The organism is Ruminiclostridium papyrosolvens DSM 2782, assembly GCF_029318685.1.
GTDB classification, from domain to species: domain Bacteria; phylum Bacillota; class Clostridia; order Acetivibrionales; family DSM-1351; genus Ruminiclostridium; species Ruminiclostridium papyrosolvens.
Window position 1 is genome coordinate 555,260 of sequence record NZ_CP119677.1, and the last position, 22,817, is coordinate 578,076.

Here is a 22,817-nt window from a genome sequence, read left to right on the forward strand (position 1 = left end):
TATCTTTATAGGAATTGATCCAAGTTTAAGGAGGATATAATGCTTACGACAACTTTGTTTATTATACAGTTCTTTTTCTCAGTTATTATCGGCATATATTTTTTAACTCTTTTAAAGAATCAGCAAGGTAACAGAAGTGCTATCGAAAAGGAATCCAAGAAAGAGCTGGAAAAGTTAAGAAGGATGAGGGAGATTCATCTGACAGAACCATTGTCGGAAAAGACAAGACCTGCAACCTTATCGGACATAGTGGGGCAGGAACAGGGGCTAAAGGCTCTCAGGGCTGCTCTGTGCGGGGCAAATCCGCAGCACGTAATTATTTACGGCCCTCCCGGAGTAGGTAAAACTGCTGCTGCAAGGGTAATACTTGAAGAGGCTAAGAAGAACAGCATGTCACCTTTTCGCAAAGAGGCAAAGTTCATAGAAATGGATGCTACAACTTTGAGATTTGACGAAAGAGGGATTGCAGACCCACTGATAGGCTCTGTACACGATCCCATATATCAGGGCGCCGGTGCATACGGAGTAGCAGGGATTCCACAACCAAAGCAGGGAGCTGTTACTAAAGCACACGGAGGAGTTCTTTTTATTGATGAAATAGGAGAACTTCATTCCATTCAGATGAACAAGCTGCTTAAAGTTCTGGAGGATAGAAAGGTATACCTTGAGAGTGCTTATTACAGCGCAGAGGACAACAGTATTCCCTCCCATATACACGAAATATTCCAAAAGGGTCTGCCTGCCGATTTCAGACTTGTAGGAGCCACTACAAGAACTCCTGATGAGATACCTGCGGCAATAAGGTCAAGATGTGTTGAAATACATTTCAGGTCCTTGCGTTCAGATGAAATATGCAAAATATGCGAAAATGCAGCAGTCAAAGGTGGCTTTAACCTGAAACCCGGCTGCAGCGAGCTGGTGTCAAGATATGCACAAAATGGAAGAGATGCTGTCAATATTATTCAGATAGCAGGTGGTGTCTCCATGATTGAGAACAGGAGCGTTATTGATATTAAAGACATAGAATGGGTTATAGAGTTCGGTCACTACAGTCCCAGACTTGATAAGAAAATCAGCCCTGCAAACCAGATAGGCTGTATCAACGGCTTGGCTGTCTTCGGAGATAGTACCGGAATGGTTATAGATGTGGAAGTTACCGCAATACCCGCTGCATGCGGTACAGGAAATATAAGAATAACAGGTATTGTTGAAGAGGAAGAAATGGATAACAGGGGCCACAAGCTCAAAAGGACAAGTTCAGCCAAAGCTTCTGTTGAAAATGTTTTAACTGTTTTAAGAAAATATATGGATGTTGACTTTAAGAACTACGAAATACATTTGAACTTTCCTGGAGGTATTCCTATTGACGGTCCTTCTGCGGGAATTGCCATAGCAACAGCGGTATATTCTGCGGTCAAAAATATACCTGTAAGCGGTGAACTTGCCATGACAGGTGAAATATCCATCAAGGGGAAAGTAAAGCCTGTCGGGGGCGTTGTGGCTAAAGTAGATGCTGCTAAAGCGGCAGGTATAAAAAAGGTGTTTATTCCAAAAGATAATTATCAGGAGATATTCGAAGATATGGATATCAACGTTATACCCGTTGAAAATATCGGTGAAGTTATGAAGGCAGTATTTGATATTGATTTGGTAGAAAAGAAGGAAGAAACAGTTCCCAATGCATCTGCACCCATTACGGTGCTTACTGCACAAGGAACATAGATGTTTTTGACAGCCCTATGAAATTTTAATCAGCTTACGTGATATCGGCCAATACAAGTTGAAATGCAGAAAAGCCCTGTTCCCCCTAGAGAGGAACAGGGCTTTTCTGCATGTTTACTAATAAATCATCTTCATAAATTTTCTTGTAGTGAAAAAATAGAATACTCCATAGAACACTACAAAGGTGATAATTGCCTTTAGGGTCGGAAGGGCGAGACTTAGGTCAAAAACCCCTCTAAGAACATCAATTGCAAAGAGACTGTGAATTATACCTATTATCAGTGGCAGCATCAGTGACAAGCCTACCTGCATTGAAACTGATTTACGAATTTCTTTTCTTGTCATCCCTATTTTTTTGAGTATTCCGTATTTTTCCTTGTCGGCAAGACCCTCACTCAATATCTTGAAATACATTATACTACCTGTGGCAAGAATAAATACTATTGACATAAACGAGCCCAGAAAGTAGAACAAACCCATAAAGGAATACACTTCCCCATAACTTAGCACATAGCTTGAAAAAAACGAGTCTTTTGGCATGTATTTACTGATATTATCTGATAGTTTCTGTGATTTCTCAGCATCGGATACTATAATGCCGTGAAAGATTTCCGGTTTATGTCCTGCGGATAACTTTTTATATTGTGTGTCTGAAACTATGAGACAGTCACTAAGACGGATGGAACCATTGCCAAACAGAGGTGTTTTTAAAACATCTGCAATTGTATAACCTTTGTTTCCTGAATTTATTACATCTTCTTTGTTTTCTAATAAGCATTGTACTTTTTCAGAATATGAATTCAGGGTTAATGCTCCCGGAGACATTACCATAATAGCCTCGGTATCCGATACCGGGGAATACAAAGGTATTTTGTCAGGGCAATACTTCTTTAGGTTTTGTGTCACCTTGTCAAAGTCCGAATACTTTATTACAATCATGGTATTCAATCCTTTGCCAAAACCTTCATTGAATTTTGATTTAACTTTAATATATTCAATATTCTCATTGAGAAGGAGCTTATGTCCTGAGGAATTAATCTCCTTGATTACCTTGTCATTGATTCTGGTATCGTTCCCTATATAAGAGAATGAGTAGGGAAAATTAATATATCGAGTCTCTTCCACATAATATTTCAAAGTCAGGGAGGTTCCAAAGGCAGATATGGTCGTGGCAGTCATTATGGCCAGCATCGCAAGACTTCTATAGTTTGCTTTGATTCTGAAGGAGATATTACTTATGCTTATCAAACGCACTCCTTTGTAAAGAATGCCTTTGTTACCCGACAGGTATTTAGTAATGGCAGGCAGAAGCGCTCCAAACAACCAGTAAGTACCTATAACCACCAGTATAACTACAAAAAGCTCCATCAGAAGGTTTTTGCTGAGTCGGTATCCAATTCCAATAAGAACTATTGAAAGGATGGCTCTGACAAGCTTTAATTTTGGTTCAGACTCATCTTTTGACGAGTCCTTTAGTAAATCTATAAGCTTGCTTCTGGAGATAGATATAAAGCTGTTTAAAGATGTTAACAGGAATATTGCTCCAAATACAATAAGCAGCTCCTTTATACCGTTTAGGGGTATTACAAACTCTATTGATACGTTTAGGAGGGCAACTTTGGCAACTGTCATAAGAAACAATCTGGAAAACAAAATTCCCACACCAAGTCCCGTAACTATGGAGGATAATCCTGAAAAAAGGCTTTCAATGGCAAAAATCCGGCCTATTTTCCTTGTACTTATGCCCATCAGAGTATATATGGCTATTTCTTTTTTTCTCTGTTTTAAAAAGAAGGAACTGGAATACCAAATGAAGAAAAAGAGGAATATTACCATAATGAAGGAAGTTACGGAAGAGGCTATTTGTGCCGATTGTATAGCATTACGTGCCTTCAGAAAACCGGGACTGTATTTAAGTACCATAAAGTCATAATATACAGCTACTGAAAATACCATAACAGCCAGATAAAACCCGTAGGATTTGAGATTTGATTTAAACATCTTTATAGCAATACTAAAGGAGTTCATTTGAATTTGCACCTCCCATAGCCCCGAGCATGTCAAGAATCTGATGGAATAATTCCTTTCTGTCTCTTGTTTTATCGATTCTGGCATGAATGGCTCCATCCTTTAAAAACATAATCCTGCTGCAATAGCTGGCTGCAAAAGCATCATGTGTAACCATTATGATTGTTGTACCATACTCTTCGTTGAGTCTTCTGAAACATTCCAGTATTCCCGCTGATGATTTGGAATCCAGAGCACCTGTAGGCTCATCGGCAAAAATTACCGAAGGATTCATAATTAATGCCCTAGCTGCAGCTGCTCTCTGTTTTTGTCCACCCGAAAGCTGATACGGGCGTTTTGGCAATTGCTCTTCAATACCGAAGAAAGCAGCCAATTCATTTACCTTTGAGATTATTTTCTTATGATGTACTTTATTCAGGGCAAGAGGGAGCGCAATATTATCCATTACTGTCATGTTATCCAGCAGGTTGAAGTCCTGAAACACAAAGCCTATTTTATCTCTTCTAAAACGTGCCAGTTCTTCACTTTTTATTTTAAATAAATCTGTTCCATCAAATATAACCTTGCCGGATGTGGGCCTGTCAATTGTTGAGAGCAAATTCAGAAGAGTGGTTTTTCCCGAGCCGGAGGGCCCCATTATTGCTAAAAATTCACCTTTTTCAACCTCGAGATTTATTCCGTTGAGAGCTTGAAACTTCATTCCTTTTGAACCGTAATCCTTTTTAAGATCCTGTGTTTGTATAATAGTCATTTTTAATCCTCCAAACTTTAAACATTCATGGTAAACTAACACTATTGATTTTATAGAATAAAGGGCAGTTTATCCATAATGCGAGGGTTACATTTTGACGCTTAAGGTTATATTTTTGTCACATTGAGATAATCACTGAATTTACTTATACTCAATTGAAATTCTGTGTATTCACCTTCAATTGAGTTAGCTGTTAATCCTATGCCAAGTCTTGCAGAAATTTTTTTCGAGTAATATAATCCCATACCTGTTGATTTGGAGGTTTTTCTTCCGTTTTTTCCTGTAAAACCCTTGTCAAAGATTCTTGAAATATCGGAGGGGGGTATCCCCATGCCGCTGTCCTTAATATGGAGAACTACGGTTTTGTGGGTTTCTTGGGCAAATATCTCCACCTTACCGTCCTGTTGCACATATTTACTTGCATTGTTTAAAATCTGCTCTAGGATGTAAACTAACCATTTTTCATCCGTGGTGACTGCAAAATCCAGGTTCCCTGTAACTATCTCAATGTTTTTTGCCATGAGAAAGTATGCATTGATTTTTATAGCCTCACCTACTGCCTTTTTCAGGCTGAATTGGGTTGCAGTGTGATCTTCCTGATAATGAGAGGCACGTCCGGCATACAAAACCTGATTCACAAGAAATTTAATTCTCTCAAGTTCTGCTTTAAACTTTCTGGAAAACTCTATATCAGAATCATAGGAATTTTCCAACATAAGTTCAGCAACGGAAATGGGAAGCTTTATTTCATGAACCCATCTGGTTATATAATTATTCAGCTCATCCAGCTCGTTTTTATACACATTGACAAGCTCCAGATTTTCAGAAGTTTTTTGTGAAACAATGTCCCTGACAAGCTCCGAATAATAGCTGTCATCCTCAGGAAGATAATAGTCTACAGAGGAATTGGAATCCAGACATTTTCTTAAATTTCCATATTTTCTTTTTTCTCGCAGGAATCCGTAGGTAAAGAAGGCAAGAAAGATTAAAAGCATAAGCAGGTCAAGGTAGAGGATATCTCCGGTACTTTTCTCTAAATTGGTGCTTGCCAGAAGTACACCGTTTATTATTAGAATAAGAGCCCACTGGCACAAAATACTTACAAAGCTGCTTTTAATATATTCCGTAATTTTCATATAACTATATACCCCTGTCCTTTTTTTGTTTCTATATAATCCTCCAGACCCAGGTCGGATAGCCTGCTGCGAAGCCTGTTTATGTTGACGGTCAGTGTATTATCATTAACATATTGATCATCATCCCACAGAAGCTTCATAATACTTTCCCTTGATACAATCCTGCCCTTGTTCGTCATTAATAACCGCAATATCTTCATTTCGTTCTTTGTCAGCTCTGACTTGGAATTTCCGTAAATAACAGAGCTTTCACCCATATTGAGAATAAGTGCCCTGTGTTCAATGTAATCATGGTCTGCAGTGGTGTAATCATATGTCCGACGGAGAATAGCCTGTATTTTAGCAATCAGAATCTGCATTGAGAACGGTTTAGCAATATAATCATCCGCTCCTGTATTCACAGCCATAATTATATCCATGTTGGTATCTCGGGAAGAAAGGAAAATTACAGGTACTTTGGAGATTTCCCTTATTCTATTGCACCAATAAAAGCCGTCGTAGCAAGGAAGATTTATATCCATAATTACCAGTTGGGGCTTGATTTTACTGAAATCATCAATTATGTTTTCGAAATTGACTGCAGAATCCGCATTAAAGCCCCACTTTTTAAGTCCTTCTATTATTTGTGAACATAATGCACTGTCATCCTCTACAAGCATTATTGTATGCATGTTTCATTACCTCCAAGATGTAAATTCCTTTTTATTATAGCATGAAAAAAGAAACTATGTTCTTTTCTAGGCAAAAGTGTTAGAATATCAAGAGCAAATTTTTATTATTGCATAGCGAAAGGATATTCCATGAGAAAAAAAACTGTAGCGTCGGCAGCATCTATAATTACTGCCGTTTTTGTAATTATCGGCGGCTACTTCTATCAAGACGCAAATAAGGCCGACATTAATGGCAAGTCAGGTACATACAGCAGTATTCAGACACTGGAAAAAGTAGAGTTTCCTGATTCACTGATTGACGTTTCGGGAGAGGGAATTGAACCTTTTGGCTACGTAAATGTTACTGTTACAAAGGTTACAGACGGTGACACTTTTCATGCTGAATATAAGGAAAAGGACTACAAGGTCAGAATGCTTGACATAGATACTCCCGAATCAGTTAAATCAGGTGTTGACCCGCAACCTTTTTCCCGTGAAGCATCTGATTTGACCAAAAATACTCTTACTAATAAGACGGTAAAGCTTATTTTTGAAGAGAATACTAAGGATCAATACGGCAGACTTCTTGCCCATGTAGTCCTTGAGGACGGAAGCTTCTTTAATGCCATAATGGTAAACGAAGGCTATGCTATATCTGTTTTTTATAGTCCCAACACCCTTTTAAAGTCCTTTTACGATAAGCTGCAAAATGATGCTATTACAGATGCCAAGGGCTTCTGGAAACTGCCGGAAAGTAAACGTCCTTTTGTTAAAAACAAAAAGGGGAAATATGTAGCATCATACAAAAATAGTAAATAGTAATAGTAATTAATCGAATTTACACAAAATTTGGGACTTTAGTACTATTATATTGGTAAATTTTTTCTATATATTGTATAAGAATTTTTTGGTAATATAATATTGAACATTAGCATTTCTCCTTTTTAGGGGCATGGAGCCCGTAGGCTCCATGTTTTTTTGTATCCTTTTTTTTCAAAATAATCAAACAAGTAAACATAAAGTAGAAACTTTCATATTATGTACTAAGATAATAAAATGGTATATAATAGGAGGTATTTATGATGAGATTGAAAAGCCCCGTTGCATGGGCAGCTTTTGTTGCTCTGGTATTGTTTGTATTGAAGACTTTTAACCTTCTTGCACCTATTGGCTTAAGCGAGGAAAGTTTCAAGGAATTGACAACTCTTATTTTTGCTGCGCTTACTGCTTTTGGTATTTTTAACAACCCAACGGATAAAGATTCATTCTAGCAACTCTTATACTTTAAAGATAAATAAAATATCTGTATGATAAAGTGTTTTCAATTAAATTGGTCAATTCATACAGATATTTTTTTATTGTTCCACCTTTCTTCCGTTGAACAGGTGGCTTTTGGGCTTTTCCCAATCCTTGATTATTGAAGACCATTAAGCTATGATAAAATAAAGCAAAAAAATCGGAGGAAAATTCATGGATACACTTATACTTGGTATAGAAAGCAGCTGTGATGAAACTGCTGCTTCAGTTATAAAAAACGGAAGATATATAATGTCAAATGTTATTTCATCTCAAATAGATTTGCATAAAAAGTATGGTGGAGTTGTTCCTGAAATAGCATCAAGAAAGCACGTTGAACTGATTATGCCGGTTGTACATCAAGCGTTGGAGGAGGCGGGTGTTTCCTTAAAGGAAATTGATGCCATAGGTGTTACCTATGGACCCGGGCTAGTAGGAGCGCTGCTTGTGGGGTTGACTGCTGCAAAGGCAATTGCATTTGCTGCCAACAAGCCTCTTGTGGGAGTACATCATATTGAGGGGCATATTGCAGCTAACTACTTGCAGGAGCCGGAGCTGGAGCCGCCTTTTATATGTCTTGTGGCTTCCGGCGGGCACAGCCACATTGTCCACGTTAAAGGCTACGGTGAATTCGAGATTCTCGGGCAGACCAGAGATGATGCCGCCGGAGAAGCTTTTGATAAGATTTCCAGAGCTATAGGCCTTGGATATCCGGGAGGACCATTGATTGATAAAAATGCACTGATTGGCAACAGCAAAGCTATTCAATTTCCCCGTGTAACCTTTGAGGACGGTTCACTGGATTTTAGTTTCAGTGGACTGAAAACAGCGGTTTTGAATTATCTTAACAGAATGGAGCAAACCGGGGAGCAGATTAGTATTCCGGATGTAGCTGCAAGCTTTCAGCAGGCGGTTGTAGATGTTCTGGTGAGAAATACCATAACAGCAGCAAAAATGAAGAATATTGACAAAATAGCTATAGCAGGTGGGGTCGCTGCAAATACACAACTTCGGAAAGACATGAAGGAAAAGGCGGAAAAACAAGGTATAAAGGTAATGTATCCCGGTTTAATACTTTGTACGGATAATGCGGCTATGATAGGTTGTGCTGCCTACTACGAGTTTATAAATGGAAAAAGAGCAGGTATGGATTTAAATGCCGTTCCGGGCTTGAAGTTATCCACAAGTATCTCCAAAAACAATAATGGCCCCCTTTCACAGTGATATTAGTAAATAGAAGGGTATTACATTTTTTTACACTATTTTTATAATCACCTTTAAACCCTGTAAACATACAGGTTATGGCATTTGAAGAGTTAGGTGTGAATAAAATACTGTGAATAATTTACGGATTCTGTGGAAACTCCATAAAACATTTGGGAAATAAGTGTTTGAGACTTGTGGATAAATTTGTGGATAGTGTGAATAACTTTGTGATTAACTGTTCTTAAATTCAGAAAATGTAATAGCTAGAAATAAAATACAAGCAGGTATTTACCTGCTTGTTGACATTTTATACTGATTAAAATATTCTGTGACATTTTTCACATAATTTCGGGTTTCGGTGTAAGGGGGAATCCCACCATATTTTGCCACACTGTTTGGTCCGGCGTTATATGCTGCCAGAGCAAGGCTGATATCTCCGTTGAATTTTTCCAACTGGTCTTTTAAATAACGGGTTCCACCGTCAATGTTTTGGGCAATATCAAAGGGATCCTTTATGCCAAGTCCGTATGCCGTGCCGGGCATAAGCTGCATTAAGCCTTCTGCTCCTGCGTTAGAAATAGCAGTAGGGTCAAAGGAGGATTCTTGCTTAATGACTGCTCTGATTAATTCTTTGTCTACTCCGTACTTTGCTGAGGCAATGTCAATATTTGAATTGATTAAATTCATAAGTTCAGTTACATTTGTGGGTATATAAGCTTTTGAGTTTGCCAGAGCCGTACGAGCTTTTAAAAGGTTATTAGTACTACTGTTATTAAGTTGACCAAGTAAGTTTGTCAGCGACGTATTCTGCAAAGCATTGGTATCTTGTCCGTTTACGAAATTGGCCAAACCTAACCGAGTGGCGTCATCAAGATATTTTTTAAAAGGAATATCTGAGCTATCGGAATTTCCTGTATTAAATCCGGGAATTCCTGAGAGCCTGCTTTCAATCTCTGACAGTTTTTGCTTGAAAATTGCGTCTATATCAATATTCATATAATCACCTTACTACATTTCATTTGTAAATATAATCTACGATTATTATATCGGTATAAATGAATAAACATTTAACAGACATTTTTAGATTTTAAATATATTGTGTATTACGATATAAGTATTTTTTTACTGAACTTGGAGCATGGGTTTCTGCTTGTACCATCAAAATGTCTTTCTGAGAAGAGCTTGCAACGGCCTACATTTTCATTCGGAGAGTCAATATGTACAATAAAATTCTCACAGTGAATACATTTAAGGCTAACGTCTTTTGAAGCGGTTGAAGCGGCACTCTCCTTATATCTGAAACAAACGTAATCCGGCGTTACAACTCCGTGGTATTTGCATAAGATATCATTGGTCAGATGCAGGGATAAACCTCTCTCACAGCTTTTGCAGCACTTCTTATGTTTCATAACTAAAAACCTCCGTGACCCGAACTGCCATAAAAATAAAATAATTTACTACATTATAGCATTAACTGTTAGGAAAGTGATAAAATGGGAAATACATTTACATATAATTATATATATACTTCAAAAATAATTATTTGTAATGTATAATAACCATAAGAATTTTTGATGATTTTAGGAGATAAAATGAATAAGCCAAGCATATTTCGAACCAGATATATCCCATTTGAGACTGTTGATATTTCCAGCGATGAACTTTTGTTTAGGGATGAGGAGTTGTTAATCACAAGGTGGAAGGCAATTAAGCCAAGAAATGATATTTCGGGAGGAATTTCATATACTTTTTTGAAAGAGGGTATTAAGATAAGCCGATTCTACGACGCAGACAAAAGGTTTGCGTATTGGTACTGTGATATAATTAATGTTGAGTATGATAATGCAACCGACAAGTTTACATTGATTGACTTACTTCTGGATGTTAAGCTGATGCCGGACGGTACTATGAAAGTACTTGATGCAGACGAGCTTGCTGAAGCACTGGAAAAAGGTTTGATAACTCAGGAACAGGCCTGCAGTTCTCTTAAAAAAATGGATAGCATTCTACAGCAGATTTATAAAGGTGTTTTTCCTCCTGCAATATGTATGGACGAAAAATACTGGAAGGTTTAGTTAATATTTTACGATTCGAGAAAAGACTAAGCGGGATATCCCGATTACTTTAAAACACGGAGATGATTGGATGGAGAATTTTATTGATTTGCATACGCATAGTACAGCATCAGATGGAAGCATGAGCCCGGCAGAACTTGTCCGCCATGCTAAAGAAAGAGGGCTTGCAGCAGTAGCGTTAACCGATCATGATACTGTGGACGGCACTCAGGAGGCTATCAAGGAAGGAAAGCGGTCTGGTGTCGAAGTTATTCCCGGGATAGAAATAAGTGTCAGATACAAACCTGAAATGCATATTTTGGGCCTGTTTCCGGAGGGTGATAGTTATCTGAATATACGTTCAGAGTTATCAACTGTAAAAAAGGGCAGAGAAGACAGAAACAAAAAAATCATAAACAGGCTTAATGAGTTGGGTATTGAAATTACAGAGGATGAGGTAAAGGATGTGGCAATGGGTGATATTACGGGAAGACCCCATATCGCCCGGGTTTTGGTGGCTAAAGGATATGTCAAAACCATAGACGAAGCCTTTGACATTTATTTATGTAAGGAAGGACTTGCTTATTTTCAGAGATTTGAGCTTGAGCCTGCGGATGGAATTAAGGCTATAAGAAAGTCCGGAGGTGTACCCGTTATTGCTCATCCTGTTTTTTTGAGAAAGAGTTATGATGAGATGGATAAACTGCTCAAGGAACTCAAAGAGTACGGTCTTGGAGGTATAGAAGCTCATTATAGTGAAAATACTAAAGAGGATACGGGTAAATTTTTGAGGCTTGCTATTAAGCATGAACTGGTTGTAACCGGGGGAAGTGATTTTCATGGAAATTTTAAATCCGGAATCGAGTTGGGGTGCGGAAGAGGCGGTCTCAAGGTTCCATATGAATTGTTGGATAAACTAAGGGAATACCAGAATAACATGAACAGATAGGTAAACTTGACCTATGTGTTATTGTAGTGATATAATTAATTTTAGCCCTTTCCCAAAAGGGTTATTTTTTATCTTGATGAATTGTAGCATTAATTAAAATTAGCAGTGGGCGGTAAAAAAATGGTTAAGGAAGCAGTTAAGATTGTTGCTCAAAATAAAAAAGCTCGTCATGATTATTTTATCGAAGAAACGATAGAAGCTGGTATTGTGCTGTCCGGTACAGAGGTAAAGTCTGTCAGACAGGGTAAGCTCAATCTAAAGGAAAGCTATGCAGCTATTGTCGACGGTGAAGTTATTGTCAGCGGAATGCATATAAGCCCTTATGAACAAGGTAATATTTTTAACAAAGATCCCTTGCGTGACAGGAAGCTTCTTTTACACAAGTCTGAAATAAACAGGCTTATAGGATTGACCCAGCAAAAGGGTTTTACATTGGTACCTGTTCAGGCATACCTAAAACGTGGCATGGTCAAAATAGAGCTGGGTGTTGCGCGCGGTAAGAAGTTGTATGACAAAAGAGATGATATTGCAGCCCGTGATGCTAAGAGGGAAATTGACAGAAAAATGAAAGAGCAGCTTAGGTAGTATATGTAAATATTCCATAAATCAGCTGTTGTAGTTATGCATATGAGATGATATTATAGTAGTCTGATTATTGATAATTTAATATTGTTTGAAAGCTTATTTATTCGCCTTTAATTTGTTAAATTAATCTGTTACAATTTATTTATAGGTCAGATATTTTTGATTCTATAATATTTTATACATGGGGGCGTAATGGTTTCGACGGGATTGTTGAGACTTGATAAGCGGGTAGAGGATTCTCGTGGGCCTCTTAAAAAACGAGAACATAAAATTAAACGCTAAAAACGATAATTTCGCTTTAGCTGCTGCCTAATGGCAGCCCGTCAGTCCCAGGTTGCTGCACCTGGGGGCACTGGCGTCGATAAGTCAGCCCTTTTGCATAGGAAGGTTAAATGCTAGCACTGATTCAGTAGTAGCCTTGAGCTGAGTCGGATTTTAAAGGCTACCGAAAGTGGCACCCTGCCTGTAGGGGTCCACCGTAGGGAAACGCAGGGTTCAAGTCCCGCAAGGGATACTGAGCAATGCAGAAATTACAGGCTACACCCGTAGAAGTTCTTGAGGATATGGTTTCGGACAGGGGTTCGACTCCCCTCGCCTCCACCATCAAAGTCCACAATTGTATAGGTGTCAATCCTATCATTGTAGACAATAACTTTAACGACATAAGTCTGGATGATCCGTTTCTGATCTTCCGGGCTTTTGTTTTTTATATCTGAATCCTGTTCCAGATAGGAACGGATGAAATCCCTTGAGGGAGAATTTATTTCCGCCTGTCGCTTTGCTTCCTCAATCCTGATTGTCAGAGCTGATTTTCTTGCCTCCAATTCATCCATTTTCTGCTTCATGGAAGGGTGGAACATTCCATTAGCAATTGCATTTACAGTATTGTTTATCTGTGTCTGAATTCCTGCTAGTTCATTTTCATAGTCCCTAATATTTTTTGAAATCTCAGATGTTCTGGTTTTAGCATATTCGGCAAGCCTGTCTGCAATTCTCTCTATGGCATCGGGAGCGAAAATATCAGATAACAGCTGGTCGATAACCAGATTTTCGATGAAATTCTTTTCAATGGATTTCATGCAGCAGGTGCGTTTACGTTTTCTGGTAGTACACTCATATGTTACATACAGGTTTTTATTACGGCCTGAAAATTTACGGTTTCCTGCAAAGGATCCACCGCATACCCCACAAAAAACCAGACCACTCAAAAGGTAAGTTTCCTTTGCAGAGTTGGCGGCTCTGGCACGTTTGTTTCCAATCATCTTTTTACTCACCTCATTCCATAATTCCTTGGATATAATAGCAGGCATTCCGTTTTCCACCCGGATTATATCTTTATCCGACTTTGAACTGTGGTTGTTACGCTTGCCTCCGGCTTTGCTAACAGTACGGTTAAAAATATATGTACCGGTATATTTCTCATTTCTTAGTATATCGTGGAGGCTGTTCTTGCCGAAGGAACGACCGGACTTACTCCTGTAGCCCTCACGGTTCATGGTGTCAATTATCTCATTGTAGCTGTGGCCGGATGCGTACATTTCAAATATAGTTCTTATAATCCGTGCTTCAGATTCATTTATAGCATAGCTTTTGTCAGGAAGCACATCGTAACCAAGGGGAGGAGTACCTCCGTTGTGCCTGCACTGTAGGGCTGTTTCCTTCATGCCCTTCATAACTTCACGGGCAAGGTTTGCACTATAGTACTCGGCCATGCCTTCCAGTACCGATTCAAGAATGATACTCTCCGGGCTGTCGTCCAGATTTTCCAGAACAGATATAAGCTTTACACCGTTCTTTTTAAGCTGCCTTTTGTAGAAGGCAGAATCATATCTGTCACGGCTGAACCTGTCCAGTTTGTGGACTATAACAGCATTGAACAGACCTGTTGCACTGTCTTTCATCATCTGAAGGAACTGTGGCCTATTGTCGGTTGTGGCGGATCGTGCCTCGTCCGAATATATTTTGACTATGCTATAACCGTTCCTTTGGGCATATTCATTAATGGCCCTTACCTGTGCATCTATAGATTCCTCTCTCTGGTTGTCGCTTGAATATCTTGCATATATAGCAGCTATCATGATATACACCTCCATGTTATATTCTTTCATAAATATGTACTGACGGAAAGTTGGCAAGGTACAAACTTCTTTTACCGTCTATGTCCCAGAGACAATTCTGCTTTGACATAAATCTCAGCTTGTGCAGCATGAATTCCTTAGTTACCTGAAAGTATTCCACCAGACCATCAAGTGTCGGCTGTAGCCATTCTCTAAGCGTATCAATAAGCATACCTGTAGGTACCATGAAATCTGTGGCCCATCGTAAGGCCAAATGTTCTTTTTTGTCCACTGTGAGCCTGTCCCTGTAGCACATGTATTTACGTGGGGTTATATCGCCAATGGTGGTCCTGTAGTGGCCTATTTCTTCCGCAAGGACACAGCGGTAAAGCTTCTCATCATCCCTAATACTTTCGTTAATCAAAATAACATAATAGTTTCCATCACAATAATAGTAGCCTAGTATTGATTCGGGCAAGGGGGCAAACTCCTTGATAATGTGACATTTTCTACATATAAATTCTAGTTTGTCTGTTGGTATCATATGGTTACCTCGAATAATTTGTCGAACATATGTTCTAAATTTTAGCATAGTATTAATGATTTTTAAAGGTTTTAAATTAATAAATTTATTATAATTTGCAAATAACTGGATAAAACGTTATAATTAAACTAAAATTTTACATTAAATACAAACCATGGAGCTGAGAATGGAGTTTAAAATAGATGAAAGCAGTATGGAATATGCAGAAAAGCTAGAAAAAGAAAAGGATTGGACAAATGCATTAGTAGCATATAAGAATATACTTCTAATAAAGCCAGAGGATATAAAAATTATAGAAAAGATCGGATGGTGCTATTCACGATTAGAGCAATATCATAAAGCTATTGAAGCTTTTAAGGAATTAATAACAAGAGAACCTAAGAAAGCTAAATGGGATTATATGGTTGGATATCAGTATTATTCAATGAAAGAGTGGAATATAGCGATAGAATTCTTTAGAACATCTCTGACGAAATATCCGAATTATTTTATTGTAAAATACAGATTAGGATATGCATTAACTCAGACAAGTGGCAAGATACAAAGGCTTAAATCTCCTAATTATTTAGAAGCATTTAAACTTTTCAGTGAGTGTGAATTGTTATGGAATAAGATGTCTGACGTAGAAAAAAACAGAGAAAAACAGCATTATGCTGATATCTGCTTTCAGAAGAGCAAAATACTACTAGAACGATCTGATTGGGATGGTTCTATAAATTCAATCAGAAAATCAATTGATATAGATAAAAATAATCCAGATTATAGTTATATTTTATCAAAAGCCCTTTGTAGTAAAGGTGAATACGAAGAAGCTCTTAAGGTTATTCCAAATGGCAATAAATACTACATAAATGAGTTGAGGGCTGAGATTTATTCAAAATTAAATGACGTTGATCGTGCCATTGATTTATATACTCGACTGTTAAAAACGAGGGATAGAGATTATTTGCATAGACTGTTGGGAGAAGAGTATATAAAGAAAAATGATTTACCAAATGCATTTATTAATATACAAAAATCCATAAAACTAAATCCTAAAAATCATAAAAACTATTTTGCTATGGGCAAGCTTTATTATGTTGCAGGATTACTAATTTTAGCTAAATCAGAGTTGGAAAAAGCTATTATGATAAAGCAAAATGAGTATAATTGCGACTATATTGAAGCTAATGATTTATTAAATGAAATAAATAATGAAATTCAGTTAAAAAATGTTGAAAATGATGATATCAATATTTTAAAGAAGCTTAAGAAGAATATAGTAAGTGATATTATAAAAGGCAAAGTAAAAAAATATGTAAGTGAAAGAGGATTTGGTTTTATTAAAGATAGGGAAAAAGAATTTTATTTTCACATATCAGATGTATATCAGACACACCAAAAAAATGTGTGTGAAGGGGCTGACGTTACCTTTTCTATACAGGAGTCTACTAAGGGGCCTGTTGCAAAACAGATTAAAGTAGTAGCAAACTTATAAAAAGTTTAAGAACTGGTAGTAAAAGTTATAATAAATTTTCTTATATATAGGAGAGAGAGAATGGAAGTATTTGAAAATATTAAGTTAACAAAAGAGGAAATTATAACGAAATTAACTGATGCATGTAAAGGTCTGGGAATAAGTGTAAGTGGTGTAGAGAAAAAGAATGAAAAACTTTATCATTTCAAATTTTCTGATGTAGGAATTATTGCAATATACATAACAAAGGATGGATTCATGAATCCAAAATATAAATTTGGAAAGATGCATGAGCAAGGCCGAGAACTGCTTGAAATAGCAGTTGGAGATAAAAGTAATATTGAAAGAGTTAAAACAACCTATGCAAAATATGAGAACTTATTAACTAAATTCTCTTCTAATGAACAATTTACTGAAGAATTCAAGCAATACATAGAAAATGAATTAGGTGGAACTATACAGCTAAAACATGCGACGTTATACGAAGTATTTTATTGGGATATTATTAAGGACAATGAAAAAGTTACAGTTCATTGTTATAGAACAAATCTATTACTTCAAGGTAAAAATAACTACCTGTGGGATGATATTTGTATTTGGATTGAACAAAAGTTAGATTCACCAGTAAGCGAAATGCTCGTCAGAATTACTGGTGACGAAAATATAAACGGAAAAATAGCAACAACAGCAATTAACGAAGCGGAGAATATATTAAAAGATCGGCTTAAAACAGCTTATGATATTTTATTTCCACATGATAGAAAATTTCTTAATTCGGCTATTTGCTTAATACTATATAATAATCCTTTACAAGAGTATTCTGCAATCATTAATCCTGCATTCAAGGGTTTGGAGGGATATTTACGTAAAATGATTGCAGAAAAGATTGGATCTAGAATACCGGAAGTTATGAAAAAAGTATATGATCCAAAACTATCGTTAAGCTGGCTTGTTGAAAAAGATAAATATATGGATACATATTTTATAAATAGGAATTATGGTGACTCAAGAAATCCATCTAATGATAGGGCCTTTGAAGGTTTATACAAAATTTATAAAGAAGATCGAAATCCATATTCACATTCTACTGGATTAGCAACTCGTACATGTGACAGTATTGAAGATGCAAAGGATATTGTAGATCAAATATTATCTGCTATTTCGAGTACTTACTCAATTTTTTCGAGGTAGAAATATGAATGAAGTCATAGTGCTAAAAAATGAAAGTGATAAAGAAAAGCTTAAAAAGTATTTGTTAGAATGTTTGTTTGATTTAAAAACTGGGGATAACTATACATATAAGCTTGGAGATGTAGTAATAACGATTTACAAAAGTGGTAAAGTTTTATTTCAAGGGAAAAGTAGTTACAAGTGGTACGTTGAGGTAAAGAATTTATTAGAATATTCAGAAGCAATTACTGAAAATGATTTAGATCCATTAATAAAAACAGTATTTCCTAGAATTGGTTCTGACGAATCAGGAAAAGGTGATTTTTTTGGGCCATTAGTTACTGTTGCTTTTTTGATAGAAAATGACAAACAAGTAATTGAATTAGAGAAAATAGGTGTTAGAGATTCTAAAAAGGTATCAGATAATCGAATAAAGATTATATCTCAACAGATACAAGAGATAGGAAATTTTGATAAAATCTTGATTACACCCATAAAATATAATGAATTATATGATAAAATTAAAAACTTAAATTCACTACTTGCTTGGTCTCATTCAAAAGCTATTGAAAACATAGTAAAAAGTAATGAAGTAAAAATGATAGTAATAGATAAGTTTGCTGGAATGGACTTTATATCTAATTTTGTTTTAAAGAAAAGTTCAAATAATAAAGCTGAGTTGGTTTTAATTCAAAATGCTGAGAGAGAAATAGCTGTTGCTGCAGCATCAATTTTAGCACGAAGTTTTTATTTACAGTGGTTAGAGCTATTTCAAAATAAATTAGGGATTGAGTTACCTAAAGGTGCAAATGAGAACGTAATCAACACTGCATTAAAAATTGCTGAGTTAAAAGGTTTAGATTTCTTGAAAGAAATATCTAAAATGCATTTTAGTACATATAATACAATAAAGACCAAGTTAAAAAACTTGTGAAATAATATTACATGTGGTAATGTATTTAAGATACTATTTGTATGATGAAAGGGGTGTTAGCAAGTGAAGATACTAAATGGGAAATTTCTTAAATCTCTTTCTTTTGAATTATTATATAATCCCGACGATGAACAACAGGGAAGTTTCAAAGTTTACTTACAAAAGGTGAAAAGCTACAAAAAACACGCCATCATACTTGTGTATGGAAAAGGTAATGTAAGCCCAGCACAGTATCCCGAACAAACTTATAAATCCTTAAAGCAAATGTTAAATGAAATAAGTATAAATATGGATGAAACTGAAGTTTATGTTGACTTACTTGAGTATGTTGGAATTAAAGATAATCGAATTTATAAATGGGAGAGTTCTAATTGTTCATACTTCGACAAAGTTGAACAGATAAACTTTGATAATAATAAAGTTCTTAGTGATTTCTTTTATGGTTATTATAAAGACAAGTGGAGCACATTAATAAGTTCTACATTAAATCAGAGAGAAAAAATTGACATTTTTGCCAGAATTTTTTCAGAATCATTTTTGGATGAATATCTTATACAAGAGTTAACCAACAAATTTCATAATAAGTTAATTGAAGTATCAGATAAAAATGAGAATTTAGTCGAATATTTTACAAGTCGTACCACTAATTAAAATAAAAAACTAGTGTTATGAGCCAGAACATGTAAGTTGGTCATACACTAGTTTTTTCTAATTTAAAATCCATTGGCGAATCTGTTTAGTACACTCGTATTCATCAAACATTTCCTCTGTGATTGAACAACGCATAATTTCTTCTATGTCTCTATCACCTTTAGTATTACTATTACTATATTTATTGTATAGGCATGTAATATATGAAATCAAATCATGTCCATTTGTAAGAATTAAACTTTCATCAATCTCGAACAGATTGTATTCTTCCTTAACTTTTTCAAAATCTAGGCAACTACATTTTTCAGTGTATTCTTTTGATGTTCTAATATTTGTTAGCAATAAGTTAACATCCAAAATAAATAATTTAGGGTCAAAAATATTTTTAAATTTTTTATATCTATTGTTTGAATCTACAAATTTTCTTTGTTTATCCTTATATGTTGAAAAAATATTATTAATTGGGATATGGTATCCATTCTTGAAACATAAAACTCTCAACTTTGTTAGGGCTTTTAATGATGTATGTAAAAAAGATTTAAATCTATCTAAATCTAAAGAAGGCTGAAAACCCAAAAACTTATTAATACCTTCTTTGCTTAAGATTTCTCGTGCAAATGAATAAAAACCACTATAATAAATATAGTAATATTCTATACTAGTAAAATCAGTTTGCAGTATATTATCCCATTCGTATTTCTTTTCAAAAATATCTCCAAAATCTTTGTCTACAACACCTAAAATGTACTGGTTATTTTGTAATTCAGTGATATCAATAAAAAGCTGCTCTATATTAGGTTTTCCGTTAGCATCAATGAATAGAATGTCTTTCTCTGATTTATCGGTTAAAATTTTTAAGAAATCAATATCTGTAGAACCTTCTAATAATATTATTTTTCTTTTAGATGGAATTAACATATCTAATAGTGCTTTTAAATAATTTATATCAATTTTATCAGGTCTTTTATTGGACATCGTCTTCATACCCCGTAGCAATAACAGAATTTTTGTGATTCAATATGATTGATGGAGAATGCGTTGCAAGTAAGAACGAGGTATTATTAAGTTCGGAGATTTTCTTTAAATTATCTACCATATTCAATTGCCATGCAATGTGGAGTGAAATTTCTGGTTCATCAATCAATACTAAATATTCTTTGGGAGTTAAAAAAACTAACTCAAAAAATAGAACTAAAAAGTGTTGCTCACCGGAAGAGAGAACAGCAGGAAGAACCTCCTGTCCTACTAAATCACCTTTTTTAAAATAGATTTTGAATCCATTTTCGTTATCAACAGCAATTTCTTTATCTAGAAAAAATTTATTTACTAATGTTTCGAATAGTATGATTTTATTCAACAGTTCCTCAAGAACTTTTAATTTTTCAAAATTATCATCAATATATAATGAAAGTACAAGTTTTAATACCTCGTTAGTTGCAAAATCTTTTGTCTCAAATTGATCTAATATCGGACTAGATTTTTCAAACAATATTCCCTTATCTTTTAATTGATTTCTTTTAAATGATAATTCAGTTAATTTTTTTCGGAGTTCATCATCGTTAATGGTGTTTGACGATGGTTTATTACATGATGTTATTACTCTGCTTGGAAAAGTTGCATCAAGTTCTTGGGATATTACGCCACTTTTAGACAAATATTTAGAGATTTGTTCTTTTAACTCATTTGGGTAACTTGTTACTTTCCTTATATTTTGTGAATCCTTCTTTGTTGACAAAAGCCTTTCAGCATCAATTAATTCTATATTTAACTCATCTAATACTCTTTTCATATTTGAAGGAATATTGCTTAAGAGCATATGAGTTTGATACTTAAGAATACGCTTTTTAGTAGCGATTGATCTATCTACATAATTATGATCAAGAAGAAGGTACTGCTCATTAAAAGTTGGCATCATACAATCATCTACATTGAATTTAGTACTTGTCGAATGGGGAGTTATAGGGAATTCAAATTCCTCTGTTGAGGTCGAATAAATTGCTTTTAGCTTAACTTTACCGGACTTTAACTTATGGATTTGTAATTTACAAGTTTCAAGTTCTATATAAAACGATTTAAATGGTATTATCGTAAAAATATTTAAGTCCTTTTCATTTAAAGCTTTTAGCATTCTAAAAATAGTCGTTTTACCAGAACCATTAGGACTATGCAAAATTGTAACATTACCAAAGTTGTTTAATGTTATATCATGGTTATAAATCCCAAATAATTTCTTTACTTTTATTGCTTTAATCAATATTGTCACTCTCCTTAAGAAATGAAATTTTAGGTATCGGTTATTTATAAAGCATCTTCGATGAAGTTACTAGTTATATTCTTATAATTTTTTCAAACTCCCATCCGGGTTATACTTCTGTTTAACAAATTCAATATAATCCTCGACCTGTTTAACGGCTTCGTCTGGCAGGCCAGCTATATCAAGATTGTGGTATGCTTTTGTTTCATGAGAGGATTTTGCGATATTCCGCATATCCGTACGCCCGAGAAGATAATCTGTTGTTACTTCAAAAAAGTCACCTAGTTTAACAAGTATTTCATAATCAGGTTCCCTTTTTCCTAATTCATATTTTCCATATGTTGACTGATCAATTTTTAAATATTCAGCAACTTCTTTTTTTGTTAATTTCTTTTCTTCCCGTAATTGAATTAACCGTTTAGTAAGCATAATAATCCTCCTAAATATAGGATAATAGACAAAATGTCCTAAAACAATAAAATAGACTAAAAGTCTATTAAATTAATAAAGACTATTGACAACTAGACGAAATGTCTATATATTATAGATAGACATTTCGTCTAGTTAGTTTTGGAGGTGATAAATTGAGAAATTGGCTTAAAGATTTAAGGATTGCTAAAAATCTTACACAACAGAAAGTAGCCAAATTGGCCGGGGTTGATGTTACAACGATAAATAAGATTGAACTTGGTGGTAGAAGACCTTCACCTGATACAGCAAAAGCAATTGCCGAAGTCTTAGGTTTTGAATGGACAAAGTTCTATGATGAAGAGCAAGAATCCGCATAGGAGGCAAGGGAAATATGAACATTCCTATCAAAAACAATATTCAAAAATTACGGGAGTCCAGAGGACTTAATCAGGAGGACCTTGCAGAAGTCTTGGGAGTGACCCGCACATATTTGTCGAAGCTTGAAAACCAGAAGTTCTCTCCCGGGCCGGGTCTTATGCAGAAAGTTTGCTCATTCTTTGGTAAGGAGCTGGGGGGAAGTATTCTATATTGCCGGAGGTGATAAAAGTGGCAGTTGAAGTAGATGTGAAGGTTAAGCAGTACATCCACAAGGTGTCGGTTGACAGGAAAACAGGGGAAAAGCTTTCCGAGACTTATGAGCCATATGGAGAAGTGCCGGAAATAACACTTGAGGAACATACCAACAAGTTATTAAGAGCAACTGTTGGAGATGTTGACCGCTATGTTGGCAAGATGCTCGACGATTTGAAGATGCAGGAGGGGGAGAGAACTCCCCAGGGACTGGAACACCGGGCGGAAGGGGCTTGAGAAGTGAAGGCATGGTATGAAGTGGTTTGACATTGCCATTATATTACCAGCTACATTGCAAGTCTATTTCAGTTGGTACATTTCAACTTTACGAAT

At 35.6% G+C, this 22,817-nt stretch carries 24 protein-coding genes, 1 other RNA gene and 1 pseudogene; 15 read left to right on the plus strand and 11 right to left on the minus strand.

The genetic code is table 11. From position 1 onward, the window contains the following. The first annotated feature begins 39 nt into the window (after window positions 1-39). Window positions 40-1,722, plus strand: coding sequence for an ATP-dependent protease LonB (lonB, locus tag P0092_RS02600; RefSeq protein WP_004620760.1), 1,683 nt, complete (start codon window positions 40-42; stop codon window positions 1,720-1,722). Window positions 1,723-1,839: 117 nt separating this feature from the next. Here the strand turns inward: lonB and P0092_RS02605 are convergent, their stop codons facing one another. From P0092_RS02605 to P0092_RS02620, 4 genes are all read right to left on the minus strand, one after another. Then, window positions 1,840-3,750 carry an ABC transporter permease gene (locus P0092_RS02605; RefSeq protein ID WP_004620759.1) on the minus strand — a complete coding sequence of 637 codons (1,911 nt, stop codon included), beginning with the start codon at window positions 3,748-3,750 and terminating at the stop codon, window positions 1,840-1,842. After that, window positions 3,737-4,501, minus strand: coding sequence for an ABC transporter ATP-binding protein (locus tag P0092_RS02610; RefSeq protein ID WP_004620758.1), 765 nt, complete (start codon window positions 4,499-4,501; stop codon window positions 3,737-3,739). The genes P0092_RS02605 and P0092_RS02610 overlap by 14 nt, the downstream gene beginning before the upstream one ends. A 107-nt stretch (window positions 4,502-4,608) precedes the next feature. Beyond that, a complete protein-coding gene (locus tag P0092_RS02615; protein ID WP_004620757.1) occupies window positions 4,609-5,637 on the minus strand; it encodes a sensor histidine kinase in 1,029 nt (342 codons plus the stop codon). Beyond that, a complete protein-coding gene (locus P0092_RS02620) occupies window positions 5,634-6,308 on the minus strand; it encodes a response regulator transcription factor (RefSeq protein ID WP_004620756.1) in 675 nt (224 codons plus the stop codon). Before P0092_RS02620 ends, P0092_RS02615 begins: the two co-directional genes overlap by 4 nt. 129 nt (window positions 6,309-6,437) lie before the next feature. On the opposite strand from P0092_RS02620, the gene P0092_RS02625 reads away from it, so the two are divergent. The 3 genes from P0092_RS02625 (at window position 6,438) to tsaD (ending at window position 8,807) form a co-directional block, all read left to right on the plus strand. After that, window positions 6,438-7,106, plus strand: coding sequence for a thermonuclease family protein (locus P0092_RS02625; RefSeq protein ID WP_004620755.1), 669 nt, complete (start codon window positions 6,438-6,440; stop codon window positions 7,104-7,106). 260 nt (window positions 7,107-7,366) lie between these two features. Beyond that, the gene (locus P0092_RS02630) at window positions 7,367-7,558 is read left to right on the plus strand and encodes a phage holin family protein (protein WP_004620754.1); all 192 of its coding nucleotides are present in this window, start codon (window positions 7,367-7,369) and stop codon (window positions 7,556-7,558) included. 199 nt (window positions 7,559-7,757) lie between these two features. Beyond that, entirely contained in the window at window positions 7,758-8,807 is a 1,050-nt protein-coding gene (gene tsaD, locus P0092_RS02635) for a tRNA (adenosine(37)-N6)-threonylcarbamoyltransferase complex transferase subunit TsaD (RefSeq protein ID WP_004620753.1), read from the plus strand. Window positions 8,808-9,077: 270 nt separating this feature from the next. On the opposite strand, the gene P0092_RS02640 is transcribed toward tsaD, so the two are convergent. Both P0092_RS02640 and P0092_RS02645 read right to left on the minus strand, forming a co-directional pair. Further along, window positions 9,078-9,785: a lytic transglycosylase domain-containing protein gene (locus P0092_RS02640; RefSeq protein WP_004620752.1), complete on the minus strand. Its 708-nt coding sequence runs from the start codon at window positions 9,783-9,785 to the stop codon at window positions 9,078-9,080. A 107-nt stretch (window positions 9,786-9,892) separates the two neighbouring features. After that, window positions 9,893-10,198, minus strand: a complete 306-nt coding sequence (locus P0092_RS02645; RefSeq protein WP_004620751.1) for a hypothetical protein — start codon at window positions 10,196-10,198, stop codon at window positions 9,893-9,895. Window positions 10,199-10,381: 183 nt separating this feature from the next. On the opposite strand from P0092_RS02645, the gene P0092_RS02650 reads away from it, so the two are divergent. The 4 genes from P0092_RS02650 (at window position 10,382) to ssrA (ending at window position 12,980) form a co-directional block, all read left to right on the plus strand. Further along, complete coding sequence (locus P0092_RS02650; protein WP_004620750.1) at window positions 10,382-10,864, plus strand: DUF402 domain-containing protein; 483 nt, start codon at window positions 10,382-10,384, stop codon at window positions 10,862-10,864. Window positions 10,865-10,934: 70 nt separating this feature from the next. Next, on the plus strand, window positions 10,935-11,792 hold the full coding sequence (locus tag P0092_RS02655; protein WP_004620749.1) for a PHP domain-containing protein: 858 nt from the start codon (window positions 10,935-10,937) through the stop codon (window positions 11,790-11,792). Between the two features lie 120 nt (window positions 11,793-11,912). After that, complete coding sequence (gene smpB, locus P0092_RS02660; protein WP_004620748.1) at window positions 11,913-12,377, plus strand: SsrA-binding protein SmpB; 465 nt, start codon at window positions 11,913-11,915, stop codon at window positions 12,375-12,377. A gap of 183 nt (window positions 12,378-12,560) precedes the next feature. Continuing rightward, window positions 12,561-12,980: a transfer-messenger RNA gene (gene ssrA, locus P0092_RS02665) on the plus strand. 437 nt (window positions 12,981-13,417) lie between these two features. Here the strand turns inward: ssrA and P0092_RS02670 are convergent. Together P0092_RS02670 and P0092_RS02675 are read right to left on the minus strand one after the other, a co-directional pair. Continuing rightward, window positions 13,418-14,485, minus strand: a pseudogene (locus P0092_RS02670) (recombinase family protein); the annotation flags it as partial. Then, on the minus strand, window positions 14,472-14,912 hold the full coding sequence (locus P0092_RS02675; RefSeq protein WP_242831785.1) for an ImmA/IrrE family metallo-endopeptidase: 441 nt from the start codon (window positions 14,910-14,912) through the stop codon (window positions 14,472-14,474). The gene P0092_RS02675 and the pseudogene P0092_RS02670, both read right to left, overlap by 14 nt. Before the next feature lie 232 nt (window positions 14,913-15,144). Between P0092_RS02675 and P0092_RS02680 the strand changes: the two genes are divergently transcribed. The 4 genes from P0092_RS02680 to P0092_RS02695 all read left to right on the plus strand — a co-directional run bounded on the left by P0092_RS02680 (window position 15,145) and on the right by P0092_RS02695 (window position 19,189). After that, window positions 15,145-16,455, plus strand: a complete 1,311-nt coding sequence (locus tag P0092_RS02680; RefSeq protein WP_004620746.1) for a cold shock domain-containing protein — start codon at window positions 15,145-15,147, stop codon at window positions 16,453-16,455. Window positions 16,456-16,515: 60 nt separating this feature from the next. Then, entirely contained in the window at window positions 16,516-17,625 is a 1,110-nt protein-coding gene (locus tag P0092_RS02685) for a type II toxin-antitoxin system RnlA family toxin (protein ID WP_004620745.1), read from the plus strand. Between the two features lie 4 nt (window positions 17,626-17,629). Then, the gene (gene rnhC, locus P0092_RS02690) at window positions 17,630-18,538 is read left to right on the plus strand and encodes a ribonuclease HIII (protein WP_004620744.1); all 909 of its coding nucleotides are present in this window, start codon (window positions 17,630-17,632) and stop codon (window positions 18,536-18,538) included. Window positions 18,539-18,601: 63 nt separating this feature from the next. Further along, window positions 18,602-19,189 (plus strand): hypothetical protein, encoded by a 588-nt coding sequence (locus tag P0092_RS02695; protein ID WP_004620743.1) that lies wholly within the window; start codon window positions 18,602-18,604, stop codon window positions 19,187-19,189. A 57-nt stretch (window positions 19,190-19,246) separates the two neighbouring features. Here the strand turns inward: P0092_RS02695 and P0092_RS02700 are convergent, their stop codons facing one another. From P0092_RS02700 to P0092_RS02710, 3 genes are all read right to left on the minus strand, one after another. Next, a complete protein-coding gene (locus P0092_RS02700) occupies window positions 19,247-20,164 on the minus strand; it encodes a DUF4435 domain-containing protein (protein WP_040759168.1) in 918 nt (305 codons plus the stop codon). Then, a complete protein-coding gene (locus P0092_RS02705; RefSeq protein ID WP_004620741.1) occupies window positions 20,154-21,443 on the minus strand; it encodes an AAA family ATPase in 1,290 nt (429 codons plus the stop codon). Before P0092_RS02705 ends, P0092_RS02700 begins: the two co-directional genes overlap by 11 nt. Window positions 21,444-21,524: 81 nt before the next feature. Next, window positions 21,525-21,872: a helix-turn-helix domain-containing protein gene (locus P0092_RS02710; protein WP_004620740.1), complete on the minus strand. Its 348-nt coding sequence runs from the start codon at window positions 21,870-21,872 to the stop codon at window positions 21,525-21,527. Window positions 21,873-22,027: 155 nt separating this feature from the next. Between P0092_RS02710 and P0092_RS02715 the strand changes: the two genes are divergently transcribed. The 3 genes from P0092_RS02715 to P0092_RS02725 are packed head-to-tail and all read left to right on the plus strand — an operon-like array spanning window position 22,028 to window position 22,721. Further along, window positions 22,028-22,231: a helix-turn-helix transcriptional regulator gene (locus P0092_RS02715; RefSeq protein ID WP_004620739.1), complete on the plus strand. Its 204-nt coding sequence runs from the start codon at window positions 22,028-22,030 to the stop codon at window positions 22,229-22,231. A gap of 14 nt (window positions 22,232-22,245) precedes the next feature. Beyond that, complete coding sequence (locus P0092_RS02720; protein WP_004620738.1) at window positions 22,246-22,455, plus strand: helix-turn-helix transcriptional regulator; 210 nt, start codon at window positions 22,246-22,248, stop codon at window positions 22,453-22,455. A 5-nt stretch (window positions 22,456-22,460) separates the two neighbouring features. Beyond that, window positions 22,461-22,721, plus strand: coding sequence for a hypothetical protein (locus P0092_RS02725; protein WP_004620737.1), 261 nt, complete (start codon window positions 22,461-22,463; stop codon window positions 22,719-22,721). The last annotated feature ends 96 nt before the right edge of the window (window positions 22,722-22,817 follow it).

What these genes read in the sequence shown, in the direction of transcription:
- lonB (WP_004620760.1), top strand. Translation starts at nt 40, where the DNA reads ATGCTTACGACAACTTTGTTTATTATACAGTTCTTTTTCTCAGTTATT.
- P0092_RS02605 (WP_004620759.1), bottom strand. Translation starts at nt 3,750, where the DNA reads ATGAACTCCTTTAGTATTGCTATAAAGATGTTTAAATCAAATCTCAAA.
- P0092_RS02610 (WP_004620758.1), bottom strand. Translation starts at nt 4,501, where the DNA reads ATGACTATTATACAAACACAGGATCTTAAAAAGGATTACGGTTCAAAA.
- P0092_RS02615 (WP_004620757.1), bottom strand. Translation starts at nt 5,637, where the DNA reads ATGAAAATTACGGAATATATTAAAAGCAGCTTTGTAAGTATTTTGTGC.
- P0092_RS02620 (WP_004620756.1), bottom strand. Translation starts at nt 6,308, where the DNA reads ATGCATACAATAATGCTTGTAGAGGATGACAGTGCATTATGTTCACAA.
- P0092_RS02625 (WP_004620755.1), top strand. Translation starts at nt 6,438, where the DNA reads ATGAGAAAAAAAACTGTAGCGTCGGCAGCATCTATAATTACTGCCGTT.
- P0092_RS02630 (WP_004620754.1), top strand. Translation starts at nt 7,367, where the DNA reads ATGATGAGATTGAAAAGCCCCGTTGCATGGGCAGCTTTTGTTGCTCTG.
- tsaD (WP_004620753.1), top strand. Translation starts at nt 7,758, where the DNA reads ATGGATACACTTATACTTGGTATAGAAAGCAGCTGTGATGAAACTGCT.
- P0092_RS02640 (WP_004620752.1), bottom strand. Translation starts at nt 9,785, where the DNA reads ATGAATATTGATATAGACGCAATTTTCAAGCAAAAACTGTCAGAGATT.
- P0092_RS02645 (WP_004620751.1), bottom strand. Translation starts at nt 10,198, where the DNA reads ATGAAACATAAGAAGTGCTGCAAAAGCTGTGAGAGAGGTTTATCCCTG.
- P0092_RS02650 (WP_004620750.1), top strand. Translation starts at nt 10,382, where the DNA reads ATGAATAAGCCAAGCATATTTCGAACCAGATATATCCCATTTGAGACT.
- P0092_RS02655 (WP_004620749.1), top strand. Translation starts at nt 10,935, where the DNA reads ATGGAGAATTTTATTGATTTGCATACGCATAGTACAGCATCAGATGGA.
- smpB (WP_004620748.1), top strand. Translation starts at nt 11,913, where the DNA reads ATGGTTAAGGAAGCAGTTAAGATTGTTGCTCAAAATAAAAAAGCTCGT.
- P0092_RS02680 (WP_004620746.1), top strand. Translation starts at nt 15,145, where the DNA reads ATGGAGTTTAAAATAGATGAAAGCAGTATGGAATATGCAGAAAAGCTA.
- P0092_RS02685 (WP_004620745.1), top strand. Translation starts at nt 16,516, where the DNA reads ATGGAAGTATTTGAAAATATTAAGTTAACAAAAGAGGAAATTATAACG.
- rnhC (WP_004620744.1), top strand. Translation starts at nt 17,630, where the DNA reads ATGAATGAAGTCATAGTGCTAAAAAATGAAAGTGATAAAGAAAAGCTT.
- P0092_RS02700 (WP_040759168.1), bottom strand. Translation starts at nt 20,164, where the DNA reads ATGTCCAATAAAAGACCTGATAAAATTGATATAAATTATTTAAAAGCA.
- P0092_RS02710 (WP_004620740.1), bottom strand. Translation starts at nt 21,872, where the DNA reads ATGCTTACTAAACGGTTAATTCAATTACGGGAAGAAAAGAAATTAACA.
- P0092_RS02720 (WP_004620738.1), top strand. Translation starts at nt 22,246, where the DNA reads ATGAACATTCCTATCAAAAACAATATTCAAAAATTACGGGAGTCCAGA.